This is a genomic window from Nocardia sp. NPDC050717 (assembly GCF_040654275.1).
Classification (GTDB): Bacteria; Actinomycetota; Actinomycetes; order Mycobacteriales; family Mycobacteriaceae; genus Nocardia.
On record NZ_JBFAHR010000001.1, the window covers coordinates 782502 to 798217 of the forward strand.

A 15716-nucleotide genomic window follows, 5' to 3' on the forward strand; every position below is an offset into this window, starting at 1 on the left:
ACGGGGGGCGCGTACAACCTAGCCCGATGGGCTTGTCCGCCGGTGGCGGGGCTGCCGATTCCGGCTCGGCGGGCTAGCCGACCAGGGGCTTCAGTGCGCGGCCCGCGGCCTCGATGACGCGGGCTGTCCGAGCACCCGTCGGGCATCGGTGCGACGCACCGCCGGGAGCAGATAGCGCTCGGGGCGTTCCGGCACGGAACTGTCGCCGAGGAGCAGCAGCGGCATGATCACCCCGATCAGCCAGGCCGCGAACAGCCGGCGCGCGCGGGGATAGCGGCCCGTCTCGCGGTCGATGACGACCAGGCCGAACACGGCTTTGCCCAGCGTTGTTTTCGTCACGGATTGGAGGACGGCCCGGTCGATGAACGACGCGAGCAAGAAATATCCGATCACCGTCCACCACGCGAGCTGGGGACTGTTCCATTCCCGATGCGTCGCGGCATGCCGCGTCGCCTCGTCGCTGAGGAACACGACACCGATACCGATCGCCAGATGGAGGGCGATGTCGAGCGCGTAGGCCAGTGTTCGACGAAGCTTGCGCGGTGAAGGGAATGCGGAATCGTCCAATCCGCCGTGCTTACAGGGAGGTTCGGAGGTTGTCGCCGAAGAAGAGTCGCGCGGCCGCGCAGACGGAGCAGAAGGGTCGCTCTTGACGAACAGCGAGGTGCCGAAGCGCGGCGGCGTGTAGAAGAGTGAACGGTAAGCCAGCTGGGTGCCGGCTCCGCCCGGTTTCGCGATGAGGCCCGCCTTGTTCGGCACCCCGGCGAACCACACCAACCTGTCGTCGCCGCTGAACGTGCGCGATGTCCACTTCCGCAGCACCACCGTGCCTGCGATGGTCCCCTGGTCATCGATCAGGTGGACCCATTCCTGGATTCCGGTTCGAAGTGACTCGATGTGCCATACCTGCCATCGATGCCGGGCCGACAACCACCGCCGAATCGCGGTTCGGGTCATGACGATTCCCGTCACGGTGAGCGGCAAGACCGCGAAGAAGCACAGCAGCGCCAGCCGGTCGGCATCCTGCGCCGTCTGCCCGGTCGCTGTCTGCGACACGTCGACGAAGTAGACGAACGCCACCGCGCATCCCACGCCGAGCCCGAGCACGGCCAGCGCACGCACGGTGGTCCAGAGGAGTGTCGAGCGGGTTCGCGGCGTGCTCCAGGCCCGCGCCACGCGAACGTCGGTTCCGGTCACAGCGCGAGCGTGAATTGTTGATGGACAACGGTGTCGAAGGTGATCGAGCCTGCGAGCAACACCATCATCGCCCCGAAATCGGTTCCGTACTCCGCGTCGGCGGTCGACAGCACGGCGACGGCGATGCGGGCACCGTCATCGGCGACGACGATCGCCTCGATCTGATGGACGGCCCGACCAGGAGGCTGCGCCTGCGCGGAATCGTCAACGACGGCATAGGTTGTCATCGACTCGACGAACAGGACTGTGCGCCCGCCGAGTTCGACCGGCTCGATATGCGCGCCGCGGCCGTCGGCTGCCTTCTCCGCGGCCAGTTCGGCGACAGTCATCCGCGGGTTCTGGGCGCGGCCGCGATCCAGCAGCGAGATGGTCAGCCACGATGTCACCAGTGTGCCGTCGGCGGCGGCGTGCTGACCAATCGCGCAATAGCGGGCGTTGTTGGTGCGCAGGACGGTCAGTAGGTCGGCGATGGCCGTTGCCACTTCCGGAAAAACGTTGGCGACCTCGGCCGGCAGGAACTCGACAATGCTCTCGGCCGACTCGACCGCTTCGTGAATCGTGTCCAACGGCAATTCGTAGTAGCCGCGCGGCAGGACGACCGAGAGCGACGTGGTCGACCCGCCAGGCGTGGTGTGGGCTGTCAATCTCCAACTCCCTGGGACAGATCGATCGTCTTGTACGAGGCGCCGGTCATCCGCTGCAGCACCGCCAGCGCGGTCGCCGGACTCTCCTGCATGAAGTGCTTGCCCTCGACTCCGGTGAGCTGCAGCAGCGAATGCACACCCGTGGTCGCGCCGGAGGAGGCGAGCTGGTCGGTGACGCCGAATGCGTTCCTGTCGGTGAGGACCCGGGCCACGAGACCCGGGTCGTTCGCCGCTTCACCCCAGGTCTGCGCGATCATCCCGAATCTGCCGAGATCATCGGCGCCGCCGCCCATGAGTGCCACCTTGCCCGCCTTGAACACCCCCGAGGCGCCGGGCACCACGCTCAGCAGATCACCGCCGACGGTCGCGCCGGCGCCGAGCTTCTCGGTCCAGCTGCCGTTGACGAGGTCGTCGCGCAATTCGTCGTTGGTGGCGGTCAGGGCCAGCGCGCCCGCGCCGGCGGCCAGGGAGATGCCCAACGCGATCGCGCTGATCGGTGGCGGGGTGACCAGTGCCAGGATGCCGCCGATCGCGGAGGTGGTCGACAGCACCTCGTGAATCGCATCGCGGTTCTCATCGATCCACTCGGTGAGCCTGTCCCACCAGCTCTTGTCCGGTTCGCTCGGCGCGAAGTTCGCGGCGGACTCCAGCTCGGTCGCCGTGGCGGCGGCCTTGGCATTGTGCGCGATCTCGAGGTCTTTCGCGCGGGCGATGATCGCGTCGATCGCCGCCTGGCAGTTGTCGACCGCGGTCGAGGCCGAGGTCACCTGGGCATTGGCGGCGTTCAGCCGGGACTGGGCGTCGGCCAGCTCGGACACGTCGGAAAAGGTCTTGTTGGCCAGGCCCAAATCGGGATTGGCCTTGGCCTGCTGGAGCGCGGTGACCGCTTGGGCGTGATTGGACCTGGCGGTGGCGGCCTCGGTCTCCAGGCCTTTCGCGGTGTCCTGGAAAGCCACGAGAGCGGTATACCACGCCGCGATCGCGGTGTCGGCCTGCTGCAGTGAGGATTGCGCGAGACCGAGGTCCTGGGCGAGGGTGGCGTCGAAGCCGGCGCGGAAGGCATCGCCCGCCTTGCCTTTCCACACTTCCTCGTTGCTGTTGCGAATGCTGGTGAGCAGCGCGTTGGTCTCGGTGACGGCGTCAGCCGCGGTCTTGACCTTCGTGCTGAGGGTGGCGACTTCGGTGGCGTCCCCGGGGGCGGGGTTGAACCCGAGATTCGGGTAGGGGTTCTCGGTCAATTCGAGGCCCCCGGAGTGACCGCCTGTGGATCGGTCTGCGTGCCCGCCTGGGCGAGTGCCTGCGCCACCGCCGTATCGAGCTGCTGGTAGGCGGTGTGGCACTGCGCGATTCCGTCGGCGGTAGCGGTCGCGGACTCACAGATCCGTTCGATGCCGTACTTCCACTTGCTCTGAAAGTTGTCGGCGGCGTCGTTCAGCTTGGCGGTACCGATGTCGGCATTCCCGTTCTCGGACATCGCGTTCATGGCGTCGGTGAGTACCTGCTCCGTTCCCCGCAGCAACTGGACGGTCTTGCCCAGGACATCGATGTCGACCTGGAGAATCCCGGTCATCTACCCTCCCCGTTTTCTCGTTCTGTTGGTTGGACGCACGAATCGCCTCTTCGGTTCCCTCGCGTTGTGGCGACGGACCGAAGGGTCGTGTGATCCAGGGAGCCAACATAGCGGGAACCCGCGATACCGGCTGCCGGTACCGCGGGTGGACAGCCCTCGGAACGAGAAGGAAAGGTCAGCCGACCAGGGGCTTCAGTGCGCGGCCCGCGGCCTCGATGACGCCGGGCTCGTGGCCGTTGGCGATCATGTTGACGATCACGCCGTCGATGCCGTGGTCGAGCACGCGCTGCTGGATCTGCTCGGCGACCTCGTCGGGCGTGCCGACGAACTGGCGGTCGGCGGGGGTGTTGCGGATCTCCTCCGGTGAGAGGGTGGACAGATCGATGCCCGCGCGGGCGAGCATGTCGGACTGCAGCTTTCGGGCGCGGTCGCCGTCCTCGTCGGCGATGACGAAGGCCAGGAAGCTGGTCTCGAGGGTGGCCGGGTCGCGATCCACTTCGGCGCAGCGCTGGTGCAGTGCCTCGATCTTGCGCGGCAGTTCGGAGGCGTTGCTGATGATGTTGAGGTGGTCGCCGAAGCGGGCGGCCAGGCCGAACGTCTTCTTCTCCCCGCCGCCACCGAGCATGATCGGCAGGTCGTCGCGCACGCGCGGCTCGTTCATCGCGTTCTCGGTGTGGTACCAGCGGCCGTCGAAGGTGGGACGCTGTCCGTGCAGCATCGGGGCGATGATCTCGAGCGCCTCTTCCAGCCGCTGGAACCGCTCGGTGAAGGTGCCGAACTCGAACCCGTACTGCTGATGTTCGAGCTCGAACCAGCCCGCGCCGATGCCGAGCACGGCCCGCCCACCGCTGACCACGTCGAGCGTGGTGACGGTCTTGGCCAGCAGCGCCGGATTGCGATAGGTGTTGCCGGTGACCAAGGCGGACAACTGGATTCGCTCGGTCGCGGTGGCCAGCCCGCCGAGCGCGGTGTAGGCCTCCAGCATCGGCTCGTCCGGCTGCCCGATCCCCGGCAGCTGATAGAAGTGATCCATCACGAAGGCGGCGTCGAATCCCGCCGCCTCCGCGGCTCTGGCCTGCGCGATCACCGTGGGAAACAGCTCACGCACCGAGTCCGTGTTACTGAAGTTGGGCATCTGGTAGCCGAGGCGAATGCTCATGCGAAAAGCGTATGACTTGGAGTGCACTCCAGGTCAAGCGTGGATCAATGACGGGTAGTCGACGAGGTCGATGTCGTTGGCGGCCTTGTCGCCGTATTTCAGCATGAGGGTGAACAGGCGGGAGCCGAGGAACCAGTTGCGCGCCCGGATGCCGAGCGCGGTCTTCGGGGCGAGGAACGGGCCCGCGTTGGAGTTGCCCGCGATCTTGGCGTAGCGGCGCATGATGCGCTCGTAGGCGGCGAAGGCGGTGACGTGATCGCCTGCGGCGGTGGCCAGTTCGCCCGCGAGGACGTAGGCGCCGACGACGGCGAGGCCGGTGCCGAAGCCGGCCAGGGTGTTGCCGTAGGCGGAGTCGCCGACCAGGGCGACGCGGCCACGGGTGTATTCGCCGCGCATCCGGACCTGGCTGATCGAGTCGAGGTAGATGTCGTCGCATTCGGCCAGTTCGGCGAGCATGCGCGGGGCGTGCCAGCCCATGTCGGCGAAGGTGGTCTCGATGATCCGGCGGGCCGCTGCGGTGTCCTCGCGCGCGTAATCCAGTGGGGGACTGGTGAACATGTACATCTGCTGCGCCTTGGACCCGCCGTCGACGGCGAGCTTGCCCGGGGTGTTGTGTGCGAAACCGCGGGCGCGTTCGCGCGGCAGGCTCGTATCGGTCCATCGGCTGGCACCGGCCACGCAGTAGTAGCGGCCGAGGTGATGGACGAAGTCCGCTTCCGGTCCGAACGCGAGTTTCCTGACCCGCGAATGGATTCCGTCCGCGCCGAGTACCAGATCGAAGGTGTGCGGCCGCCCGTGCTCGAACTCGACGCGCACCTCGTCGCCGGTGTCGGTGAGCGCAGTGATGGTGTCGCCGAAGACGTAGTCGACGGAGCCCGCGGTGCGCTCGTACAGGATCTCGGCGAGGTCGCCGCGCAGGATCTCGACGTCACCGCCGGTGAATTCGCCCGACATCACCGCGAGCTCGCGGCCCGCCTCGTCGACGAACACCATGTCGGTGGTGCCGGTGCGCCGGGTGCGGACCGCGTCGAGCACGCCCATGCGCTCGAGCACCGTCAGATGCGTGCGGCCCTTGAAGTCGACGGCCTGGCCGCCCGGCCGCAGCGCGGGCGCGCGTTCGACCACGGTGACCTCGAAGCCGTACCGATGCAGCCAGTAGGCCAGGGCCGGGCCCGCGATGCTCGCGCCGGAAATGAGTACGCGCATGATCTTCTCCTCATGATCTGTGTCCGATAGAATCTGTATCCGACGGACACGGATTAGAGTATGGTAGACACAGTTCGAGTGTCAATCGGGGATTTTTCGAGAGGACCGACGATGCCGACCACCGTCGAACTGCTGTGGGGGACCGCCCAGCGCCCCACCCGCGGCCCCAAACCGGCCCTCACCCTGGACGGGATCGTGGCGTCCGCGATCGCGCTCGCCGACGCCGAAGGGCTCGCGGGGCTGTCGATGCAGCGCCTGGCCCAGGGCCTCGGCTTCACCAAGATGTCGCTGTACCGGTACGTCCCCGGCAAGGAACAACTGACCGCGCTCATGCTCGACGCCGCGATGGGCACGCCGCCCGAGCCCGGCGGCAAGGGCTGGCGGGCCGACCTGCGGGCCTGGGTCGAGGCCATCTTCGCGCGCTACCGGACCCACCCGTGGACCATCGAACTGACCCTCGGCCTGCGCCCGATCGGCCCCAACGAGCTGAGCTGGACCGAGGCCGCGCTCGCCGCCACCGCGGGCACCGGCCTCACCGGCCCCGAGCGGCTCGACACGATCGTGCTGCTCAACGGCCACGCGCGCAGCCTCGCCCAGCAGGTCGATTCGGTGGGCGACGGCGCGAACGACCAGGTCGTCGAGCAGTTCACCGCGATGATGAGCGCGGCGGGCGACCGGTTCCCCGCGGTCAGCGCGGCCTTCGCCGAGGAGGCCGCCTCGACCAGCGGGGCGAACGACGCGTTCGACTTCGGCGTGGAGCGGATCCTCGACGGACTGGCCGTGCTGATCGAGCGGCGGGGTCTGGTCTCTAGCCCGCGAACGCCCTAGGCTCGCAGCATGAACGACCAGCCGGAGCTGCCGGAGAACGCCGTCACCGTCGTCCGCGAGTTCTTCGCCGCCATGGAGGTCGGCGCCGTCGACGAGGCGCTGGAGCTGCTCGACCCGGAGATCGTCTGGAAGAACGCAGGCCTGCCGAGCGTGCGCGGCAAGGACCGCGTCGCCGGCCTGCTGCGCGGCCTGAACCGGCCGCAGCTCGCCTTCTCCGCCGACATGCACCACATCGCCGGCGACGGTGACATCGTGCTCACCGACCGCACCGATCACCTGCGTCTCGGACCGGTGACGATCTCGTTCTGGGTCACCGGCACCTTCGAACTGCGCGCGGGCCGAATCGTGCTGTGGGACGACCGGTTCAGCATGGGCAACGTGCTGCGCGGCACCGTCGTCGGCGCCGCCCGCGCGGTCCTGCGCCGCTGACCTACCTGTGCTTGTTCAGGTACTCCAGATAGGTCGGCCGTAGGACGTCGGCGAGTTTGCCGTCGCCCGCGTGGAAGTAGTCGTCGATCATCGGCAGCACGTACCTGATGTCGGCCTCGCTCTCGCCGAGGTCGCCCGCCTCGGCCTGGGCGGCCGGGATCGATTTGAGCAGCTCCCACAGGAAGCGCACGTCACCGTGCCGAACGGCCGTCTTCACCGCCCGGTCGTGCAGTTCCTTCGACGACAGTTTCTCCAGATCCTGCTCCTGCGTCATGGTCCGACTCTAGCGCTCGCCGGTGACATCGCGCCGGATCCGGGGCGACGGCGCCGGTTAACGACAAATTCACGGACACGTCCGGCTGTCCGGCAGCGCGCACGGGGTGTCGACCGGTAGCGTCGGTGATGCGGGTCGCGTCGGTGTGACTCGTACGGGAGGTCCTGACCGTGACTGAGCTACTCAGTGCGAGAGGGCCGGCACCCGGCCCTAGAGGTGGCTGACCAGCCACCTACAGGACGGACCGGTCCAGCGAGATCGTTCGCGCGGGTGCCGTGCGAACACATAAGGAGCCCACCGTGACTGCTGCACGCTCCGTTTCCGCCCCCGCGATGCACACGGCCTCGGCCTCGAAGAAGGGGGCAAGCCCCTCGCGTTCCGGTCGCAAGACTTTCATCGTCGACACCTCGGTCCTGCTCTCGGATCCCTGGGCTGTCACCAGGTTCGGCGAACACAAGGTGGTACTGCCGCTGGTCGTCATCAGCGAGCTGGAGGCCAAACGGCACCACCACGAACTCGGCTGGTTCGCCAGGGAAGCCCTGCGCATGCTCGACGACCTGCGTGTCAAGCACGGCAGGCTCGATCAGGCGCTGCCGATCGGCACCGAGGGCGGCACCTTGCAGGTGGAGCTCAACCACACCGATCCGTCGGTGTTGCCCGCCGGATTCCGTTCGGAGACCAACGATTCCCGCATCCTCGCCTGTGCGCTGAACTTCTCGGCCGAGGGCGAGGAGGTGGTGCTGGTGTCCAAGGACATCCCGCTGCGGGTCAAGGCGAGCGCGGTCGGCCTGGCCGCCGACGAGTACCACGCCCAGGACGTGGTGACCTCCGGCTGGAGCGGCATGGTCGAACTCGATGTCGCGAGCGCCCAGATCGACCAGCTCTACACCGATTCGGTGATCGACCTGGACGAGGCGCGGGAACTGCCCTGCCACACCGGCATCCGGCTGCTCGGCAGCAGCTCGAGCGCGCTGGGCCGGGTCACCCCGGACAAGCGGGTCCAGCTGGTGCGGGAGCGGGAGGCCTTCGGCCTGCACGGCCGCTCGGCCGAGCAGCGCATCGCGCTCGATCTGCTGCTCGACGAGAGCATCGGCATCGTCTCGATGGGCGGTCGCGCCGGTACCGGCAAGTCGGCGCTCGCGCTGACCGCCGGACTGGAGGCCGTGCTGGAGCGGCGGACCCAGCGCAAGGTGGTCGTGTTCCGGCCGCTGTACGCGGTGGGCGGCCAGGAACTGGGTTACCTCCCGGGTTCGGAGAGCGAGAAGATGGGCCCGTGGGCGCAGGCCGTCTTCGACACGCTCGACGGGCTGGCCAGCCGCGAGGTGATGGAGGAGGTGCTCAGCCGCGACATGCTCGAAGTGCTGCCGCTGACCCACATCCGCGGTCGCTCGCTGCACGATTCGTTCGTGATCGTCGACGAGGCGCAGTCGCTCGAACGCAATGTGCTGCTCACGGTGCTGAGCCGGCTCGGCACCGGATCGCGCGTGGTACTCACCCACGATGTCGCCCAGCGCGACAATCTGCGGGTCGGCAGGCACGACGGCGTGGCCGCGGTGATCGAGAAGCTCAAGGGTCACCCGCTGTTCGCGCACATCACGCTCACCCGTTCCGAGCGCTCGCCGATCGCGGCGCTGGTGACCGAGATGCTCGAGGAGTACGGACCGAACGCGTAATCACGGCAATCGGGTCGCGTCGCGGCCCGTAATCCGTTTGATTACCGTGAACTGTGGGTATTATCCGCGGCGACACCAATCCAGCAACGGCTCGGCGAACAACGTTCCGCCGGGCCGTTGCGGATGTCGGCCAGGCTCCATTCCGGGGTGTGCCCCGGGGGGCTACTCGCGAGAGGATGGATATGAACCACTTCGCTCGACGTACTGCCGCCGGAGGCGCCGCCGTGTTCGCCGCCGCCGCACTGCTGCTCGCCGCGGGCTGCAGCGACGAGGATCAGGACAAGGCCAAAGACACCATCGCCAGCGTCACCTCCAACATGAGCGGGCCCGACGCCACCACCACCGCTCCCGGCGGCGCGGACGGCTCCTCGACCGAGACCACCGAGCCGGGCGGCGCGGAGGGCTCCGGCACGGCCACCCCGTCCGGCACCGCGGGCGCTGGCGCGGGTGACTCGACCACCATCAACACGCCCAACGGTGAGGTCACCGTCTCCGGCGAGGTCTACAAGAAGTACGTCGCCGCCGGTGGCGCGTCCAGCCCGCTGGGCGCCCCCGAGGAGGCGCAGGAGTCCGGCCCCAACGGCGGCCAGTACCAGGACTTCGAGGGCGGCACCATCTACTGGAGCAGCGATTCGGGCGCCCACATCGTCTGGGGCGACATCCGCGAGGCGTGGGAGGAGAACGGCGGCGCCAACGGCACCCTCGGCTACCCCACCAGCGACGAGAAGGACATCCCCGGCGGTAAGCAGAGCGACTTCACCGGCGGCACCATCACCTGGGTCAACGGCCAGACGACCGTCACCCCGAAGTAGTTCGACGACGTGCCCGGCGTGGGGACCCGAAGGTCCCCGCGCCGGCGGTCGAGGGACTAGGTTGTCCTCGTGCAGAAAACTTTGACCGACCGCGAGTTGCTGGATTCGCTCGCGGACGTGGTGGAAACCAACCTGGCCAGGCACATCGAGGCCGCCGAGGGCTGGCAGCCGCACGATTTCGTGCCGTGGTCCGACGGCCGCAACTTCGCCTTCCTCGGCGGCGCCGACTGGACCCCGGAACAGTCCGAGCTGAGCGAGACCGCCAAGCTCGCGCTCACCGTGAGCGTGCTGGTCGCCGACAACCTGCCGTCCTACCATCGGGAACTCGGCAAGCATCTGCGCACCGGTCCGTGGTGGCGCTGGGTCGGCCGGTGGACGGCGGAGGAGAACCGCCACGAGATCATGATCCGCAACTACCTCATGGTGACTCGCGCGGTCGACCCGGTCGCGCTCGAGCGGGCCCGCATGGCCCACATGACCGCCGGTTTCAACCGGCCCTCGCTGCACCTGATCGACGTCCTGGCCACCTGCGCCTTCGAGGAGCTGGCCGCCGCCATCCGCCACCGCAACACCGCCGCGCTCGGCGAGAACCCGGTCGTCACCGCGATCGCGGAGAAGCTGGCCGCCGACGACGAGCTGCAGGCCGAGTTCTTCGCTGTGCTGGTCGAGGCCGCCCTCGAGCTGGTGCCCGACCAGGGCGTCCGCGCCATCGCCGATCAGGTCGCCGCTTTCCGTGTCCCGCAGGTCGAGCTGCCCGGCGGCGGTTCCAGCGACGAGGCACTGGCCGAGGCGGGCATCTACGACCCCGCACGCGAAGGTGAGCTGGTGTTCAAGCCGCTGCTGCAGCGCTGGAACATCTTCACCCGCACCGATTTCAGCGAAGAGGGCGAGAAGGCGCGCGCCGAACTGGCGCACCTGGCCTGAGTCCCGCGCGAACGGCCGTCACCTCCCGCGAGGTGACGGCCGTTCGGCGTTTGTCAGGATTCGCGATCGACGTTGGCCATCGCGAGCACGTCGAGCTTCTGATCGAGTTCCTCGACGGAGAGCTTGTCCGGGGTGAGCCCGCGGTCGATCACGGTCTGGCGGATCGTCTTCTTCTCCCGCAGCGCCTGCTTGGCGACCGCGGCCGCCTCCTCGTAGCCGATGGCCGAGTTGAGGGGGGTGACGATCGACGGCGAGGACTCGGCGAGGGTGCGCAGATGCTCCTCGTTGGCGACCAGCCCGGTGACGCACTTGTCGGCGAAGAGCCGGGACACATTGGCCAGCAACCGAATCGACTCGAGCAGGTTGCGCGCCATCACGGGAATGTAGACGTTGAGCTCGAACGCGCCACTCGCACCGCCGAACGCGATCGCGGCATCGTTGCCGACCACCTGCACCGCCACCTGCGTCACCGCTTCGGGCAGAACCGGATTCACCTTGCCCGGCATGATCGAGCTACCCGGCTGCAGATCCGGCAGCTGCAGTTCGCCGAGGCCGGTGAGCGGGCCCGACCCCATCCAGCGGATGTCGTTGGCGATCTTGGTCAGGCTCACCGCGATGGTGCGCAGCGCGCCGGAGGCCTCGACCAGACCGTCGCGCGCGGCCTGCGCTTCGAAGTGGTCGCTGGCCTCGCGCAGCGCGTCGATTCCGGTGGCGCGCACCAGTTCCTCGACGACCTTGGCGCCGAATCCCGCTGGCGCGTTGAGTCCGGTGCCGACCGCGGTGCCGCCGATCGGCAGCTCGCCGAGCCGCGGCAGGGTTGCCAGCGCCCGCTCCATACCCGCGGCGATCTGGCGGGTGTAGCCGCCGAACTCCTGGCCGAGGGTCACCGGTACCGCGTCCATCAGGTGCGTGCGGCCGGACTTCACGACGGTGCGCCACTGCTGCGACTTGTCCAGCAGCGCCAGCCGCAGATGTTCCAGCGCGGGAACGAGATCGGTGACCACGGCCTCGGTGGCGGCCAGGTGCGTCGCGGTGGGGAAGGTGTCGTTCGACGACTGCGACATGTTCACGTCGTCGTTGGGGTGCACGGTCACGCCGTCGCGTGCCGCGATCGAGGCGATCACCTCGTTGGCGTTCATGTTCGAACTGGTGCCCGAGCCGGTCTGGAACACGTCGATCGGGAACTGATCGTCGTGCAGCCCGGCGGCGATCTCGTTCGCCGCCGCGATGATCGCGTCGGCCTTGCCGGGATCGAGCAGGCCCAGGTCCTTGTTGACCTGGGCGCACGCGGCCTTCAGCAAGCCGAGCGCCCGGATCTGGGCGCGCTCCAGCCCGCGCCCGCTGATCGGGAAGTTCTCCACTGCCCGCTGCGTCTGCGCGCGCCACAACGCGTCGACCGGAACCCGAACCTCACCCATCGTGTCGTGCTCGATGCGGTACTGCACGTCGTCATCAGCCATGCCTCGACCCTAGGACGAGATCGCGGCGAATGGGGTCGCGCCGCCAGCGGAAAATCCCACACCCCGGTGGGGAATAGGACGGTGTCCCCTTCGTCCGGATCGGCACTGCTATGGTCGGTCACGGACACGGGGTGCTCCGCCGACGCGGAGCTGAGAACACACCCGCGGAACCTGCTCAGGTAATGCTGACGAAGGGATGTCACGGCGTTGAGCGCGCACACCACCACGACGGGTCGGTTCACCGACCAGCTCTGGGACCAGACGAAGGTCCTGCGGGTCGCGATCGACGACCTCGAATTCCTGCGACGGCTCGGTGACGGCACACTGCCGCCCGAGGTGTTCGCCACCTACATCGAGCAGGACTCGCTGTACCTGACCGGCTACGCGAAGGCCCTGGCCATCCTGGCCTCGAAGTCGCCCGATCCGCAGACCGCGGCGTTCTGGGCGAACTCCGCCGCCAACGCGGCCGCCGTCGAGTCCGCGATGCACGCCGAGCTGCTGGCCAGTGGCGCGCTGCCGCCGCGCACCGCCGCCCCGGAGCATTCGCAGACCTGCCTGGCGTACGTCTCGTACCTGATCGCCGCCGCCGCGACCGAGTCGTACGCCGTGGCCGCCGCCGCGGTCCTGCCGTGCTTCTGGATCTACGCCGAAGTGGGCCGCGACCTGGCCGCGAGCGCTGAGCAGGTCGTGGCCGCCGACCCGGACCATCCGTACGCGCGCTGGGTCACCACCTACGGCGCCGAGGACTTCCAGCAGACCGCCGCCACCGCGCGGACCCTGGTCGACCAGGCCGCTGACGCGGCGACCGAGGCCGAGCGCGCGGCGATGTCGAGCGCGTTCACGCTGGCGACGCGCTACGAGTTGCTGTTCTGGGACACCGCCCTGCACCCGCAGCCTTGGCCCGCGGCATGAGCGGCCGTCTGCGCCGCGCGCTCGCGGTTGTCGTCACCTCGGTCGCCCTGCTGTCGGCGCTCACCGCCTGCGCGTCGGGCGGCGACTCGGGCGACAAGATCCGCTTCGCGCTGGACTGGACACCGAACACCAACCACACCGGCCTCTACGTCGCGATGCAGCAGGGCTTCTTCGCCGACGCGGGCCTTGACGTGGAGATCCTGCCGTACAACAACACCTCGGTCGACACGGTGATCGACGCCGGGAACGCGGAATTCGGTATCAGCACCCACAATTCGGCGACCTTCGCCCGCGCCGCGGGCGCGCACACCAAGTCGGTGCTCGCGCCGCTGCAGCACTGGGCAACCGGGATCGGCGTGCGCGCCGACCGGGCCGACCTCGCGAGCCCGAAGGACCTGGACGGCAAGACCTACGCCGGATTCGGCGACCCGGGTGAGAAGGAAGCCTTGCAGCAGGTGATCCGGAATGCCGGTGGCACCGGCGATTTCACCTCCGTGACCCTCGGCTCGTCGGCATACGAGGCGGTCTACTCGGGCAAGGCCGACTTCACCGTCTCCTACCTGGCGTGGGAGGGCATCGAAGCCGAACACCACGGCACGCCCATGAAGTACTTCCGCTACACCGATTTCGGCTTCCCCGACGCCTACGCCATCCTGATCAACGCCAACGAGGACTGGCTCACCGCGAACCCCGACCGAGCCCGCAAGTTCGTGCAGGCACTGCAGCGCGGCTACCAGGTCGCCGCCGACGACCCGGACGCGGCGGCCCGCGATCTCCTCGCCGCCAACCCCGGCGCCTTCAACGACGAGAAGCTGGTCTTCGAGAGCCAGCGCATGCTGGCCGAACAGTTCATGAAGGGCCCCGACGGCCGCGTCGGCGGCCAGACCCGCGAGCAGTGGGCGGCCAACTCCGGCTTCCTGTTCCGCGGTGGCCTGCTCAGCGGGCCCGACGGCGCCGCCCTGTCCGCCGAACCGGACTGGTCGACCTACTTCACCAATGAGTACCTCACCAACCCGTGAGGTGGGTTCGCGCCTCCGGTGGGTGCTGCCCGCCGCGGTGACGGTGGCCGCTCTGGTCGTGGTCTGGCAGGTCTATGTCACCGTCAGCGGCATCCGTCCACAGGTGCTGCCGTCGCCGCTGCGGGTGCTGCGGCAAGGGTGGGCGCATCGCGAGGAGATCGGCGCGCACGCCGCCGCCACCCTGCAGGTGACGCTGCTCGGGTTCGCCGTCTCGCTGACCCTGGCCTGGTTGCTGGCGATCGTCGTCGACTTCTCCCCGTGGTTGCGTCGCGCGTTCGTCCCGTTGTTCGTCGCCTCACAGACCCTGCCGATCGTGGCGATCGCGCCGCTGATGATCATCTGGTTCGGCTTCGGGCTGCTGCCCAAGATCCTGGTGGTCTCCCTGGTGACCTTCTTCCCGATGGTGATCGGCCTCATCGAGGGCTTCGCGGCGGCCGACCGGGAAGCCGGCGCGCTGCTGCGCAGCATGGGCGCGTCCCGCACGCAGGAGTTCCGGTACGTGCGCCTGCCGTCGGCGGTGCCGCGGTTCTTCACGGCCCTGCGCATCGGCATCACCTACGCGGTGGTCGGCGCGGTGTTCGCCGAATACGTGGGCGCGAGTAAGGGTTTGGGCATCTACATGAGCCTGCAGAAGAACTCCTTCCGCACCGACCTCGTCCTGGCCGCGGTGCTCGTGACCGCCCTGCTGAGCATCACGCTGTACCTGGCCACCTTCGTGGTCGAACGTCTCGTCGCGCCGTGGGCGCTCGCCGAGGGGAGGAGCGGCCGTGCCTGAGGACCGCCTGGTCGTCGACCAGCTGCGCAAGTCGTACCCCCGCCGGGGCCGCCGCACCCCGGACCTGGACGTGCTCGGCGGGGTCTCGTTCACCGTCCGCCCCGGCGAGTTCGTCAGCGTGATCGGCCCCAGCGGCTGCGGCAAGAGCACCGTCTTCAACATGCTCGCCGGCCTGGAAACCCCCGACTCCGGCACCGCCGAATTCCGCGGCACGGCCCCCGCCGCGCACTGCGCCTACATGCCCCAGCGCGACCTGCTGTTCCCCTGGCGCACCATCCTCGACAACACCATCCTCGGCCTCCAGGTCCAGGGCGTCCCCCGCGCCGAGGCCCGCCGCCGCGCCGGCGAACTGTTCCCCGTCTTCGGCCTCGCCGGCTTCGAGCACGCCCGCCCCGCCCACCTCTCCGGCGGCATGCGCCAACGCGCCGCCCTCCTGCGCACCGTCGTCCAGGACCGCGAACTCCTCCTCCTCGACGAACCCTTCGGCGCCCTCGACTCTCTCACCCGCACCGAAATGCAAACCTGGTTGCAAGAGGTGTGGCAGCGGTACCGCTGGACCGTCCTCATGATCACCCACGACATCCGCGAGGCCGTTTATCTCTCGGACCGAGTCCTCGTCCTCTCCGCCCGACCCGCGGTCGTCCGCCACGATCTGACCATCGACCTACCGCGCCCGCGAGATTTGTCGATCATCACGAGCCCTGAATTCGCGGCTCTGGAGCAGGAGCTTCTGGAGATCCTGCACGAGGAGTCGCGCCGGGCGATGGAGGAACAGCAGGTCTCGTGACGTATTGACGTAATGATTGCGTCAATACGCCACGAGGACCCTCCGTG

Annotated in this window: 17 protein-coding genes and 1 riboswitch; of the genes, 9 read left to right on the forward strand and 8 right to left on the reverse strand. The window is 68.5% G+C overall.

Features of this window, described 5'->3' with window-relative positions:
- Positions 1-90: 90 nt before the first annotated feature.
- The 6 genes from AB0H56_RS03630 to AB0H56_RS03655 all read right to left on the reverse strand — a co-directional run bounded on the left by AB0H56_RS03630 (position 91) and on the right by AB0H56_RS03655 (position 5776).
- Positions 91-1197 (reverse strand): RDD family protein, encoded by a 1107-nt coding sequence (locus tag AB0H56_RS03630; RefSeq protein WP_357156647.1) that lies wholly within the window; start codon positions 1195-1197, stop codon positions 91-93.
- Complete coding sequence (locus AB0H56_RS03635; RefSeq protein ID WP_357156649.1) at positions 1194-1841, reverse strand: hypothetical protein; 648 nt, start codon at positions 1839-1841, stop codon at positions 1194-1196. Before AB0H56_RS03635 ends, AB0H56_RS03630 begins: the two co-directional genes overlap by 4 nt.
- Positions 1838-3079, reverse strand: coding sequence for a hypothetical protein (locus AB0H56_RS03640; RefSeq protein WP_357156651.1), 1242 nt, complete (start codon positions 3077-3079; stop codon positions 1838-1840). The genes AB0H56_RS03635 and AB0H56_RS03640 overlap by 4 nt, the downstream gene beginning before the upstream one ends.
- Positions 3076-3411: a hypothetical protein gene (locus AB0H56_RS03645; protein ID WP_357156652.1), complete on the reverse strand. Its 336-nt coding sequence runs from the start codon at positions 3409-3411 to the stop codon at positions 3076-3078. The genes AB0H56_RS03640 and AB0H56_RS03645 overlap by 4 nt, the downstream gene beginning before the upstream one ends.
- Positions 3412-3586: 175 nt before the next feature.
- Entirely contained in the window at positions 3587-4570 is a 984-nt protein-coding gene (locus AB0H56_RS03650) for an LLM class F420-dependent oxidoreductase (protein WP_357156654.1), read from the reverse strand.
- Between the two features lie 33 nt (positions 4571-4603).
- Positions 4604-5776, reverse strand: a complete 1173-nt coding sequence (locus AB0H56_RS03655; RefSeq protein ID WP_357156655.1) for an FAD-dependent monooxygenase — start codon at positions 5774-5776, stop codon at positions 4604-4606.
- A gap of 111 nt (positions 5777-5887) precedes the next feature.
- Here AB0H56_RS03655 and AB0H56_RS03660 point away from each other — a divergent pair, with 111 nt between their 5' ends.
- Entirely contained in the window at positions 5888-6604 is a 717-nt protein-coding gene (locus AB0H56_RS03660; protein ID WP_357156657.1) for a TetR/AcrR family transcriptional regulator, read from the forward strand.
- A 9-nt stretch (positions 6605-6613) separates the two neighbouring features.
- Complete coding sequence (locus AB0H56_RS03665; protein WP_357156659.1) at positions 6614-7033, forward strand: limonene-1,2-epoxide hydrolase family protein; 420 nt, start codon at positions 6614-6616, stop codon at positions 7031-7033.
- Between the two features lies 1 nt (position 7034).
- Here the strand turns inward: AB0H56_RS03665 and AB0H56_RS03670 are convergent, their stop codons facing one another.
- On the reverse strand, positions 7035-7307 hold the full coding sequence (locus tag AB0H56_RS03670) for a hypothetical protein (RefSeq protein WP_110036676.1): 273 nt from the start codon (positions 7305-7307) through the stop codon (positions 7035-7037).
- Positions 7308-7606: 299 nt separating this feature from the next.
- Between AB0H56_RS03670 and AB0H56_RS03675 the strand changes: the two genes are divergently transcribed.
- From AB0H56_RS03675 to AB0H56_RS03685, 3 genes are all read left to right on the forward strand, one after another.
- On the forward strand, positions 7607-8980 hold the full coding sequence (locus AB0H56_RS03675; protein ID WP_357156661.1) for a PhoH family protein: 1374 nt from the start codon (positions 7607-7609) through the stop codon (positions 8978-8980).
- Between the two features lie 182 nt (positions 8981-9162).
- Positions 9163-9792, forward strand: coding sequence for an esterase (locus tag AB0H56_RS03680; RefSeq protein WP_357156663.1), 630 nt, complete (start codon positions 9163-9165; stop codon positions 9790-9792).
- 69 nt (positions 9793-9861) lie between these two features.
- The gene (locus tag AB0H56_RS03685; protein WP_357156665.1) at positions 9862-10716 is read left to right on the forward strand and encodes an acyl-ACP desaturase; all 855 of its coding nucleotides are present in this window, start codon (positions 9862-9864) and stop codon (positions 10714-10716) included.
- Between the two features lie 53 nt (positions 10717-10769).
- Here AB0H56_RS03685 and AB0H56_RS03690 read toward each other — a convergent pair whose 3' ends face one another.
- Complete coding sequence (locus tag AB0H56_RS03690; RefSeq protein ID WP_357156667.1) at positions 10770-12176, reverse strand: class II fumarate hydratase; 1407 nt, start codon at positions 12174-12176, stop codon at positions 10770-10772.
- 117 nt (positions 12177-12293) lie between these two features.
- Positions 12294-12390: riboswitch (TPP riboswitch) on the forward strand.
- On the opposite strand from AB0H56_RS03690, the gene AB0H56_RS03695 reads away from it, so the two are divergent.
- The 4 genes from AB0H56_RS03695 (at position 12384) to AB0H56_RS03710 (ending at position 15669) form a co-directional block, all read left to right on the forward strand.
- A complete protein-coding gene (locus AB0H56_RS03695) occupies positions 12384-13088 on the forward strand; it encodes a TenA family protein (protein WP_357156669.1) in 705 nt (234 codons plus the stop codon). Its footprint overlaps the riboswitch before it by 7 nt.
- Positions 13085-14107 carry an ABC transporter substrate-binding protein gene (locus AB0H56_RS03700; RefSeq protein WP_357156671.1) on the forward strand — a complete coding sequence of 341 codons (1023 nt, stop codon included), beginning with the start codon at positions 13085-13087 and terminating at the stop codon, positions 14105-14107. The genes AB0H56_RS03695 and AB0H56_RS03700 overlap by 4 nt, the downstream gene beginning before the upstream one ends.
- Positions 14085-14882 carry an ABC transporter permease gene (locus tag AB0H56_RS03705; protein WP_357156673.1) on the forward strand — a complete coding sequence of 266 codons (798 nt, stop codon included), beginning with the start codon at positions 14085-14087 and terminating at the stop codon, positions 14880-14882. Before AB0H56_RS03700 ends, AB0H56_RS03705 begins: the two co-directional genes overlap by 23 nt.
- Complete coding sequence (locus AB0H56_RS03710) at positions 14875-15669, forward strand: ABC transporter ATP-binding protein (protein ID WP_357156675.1); 795 nt, start codon at positions 14875-14877, stop codon at positions 15667-15669. Before AB0H56_RS03705 ends, AB0H56_RS03710 begins: the two co-directional genes overlap by 8 nt.
- The last annotated feature ends 47 nt before the right edge of the window (positions 15670-15716 follow it).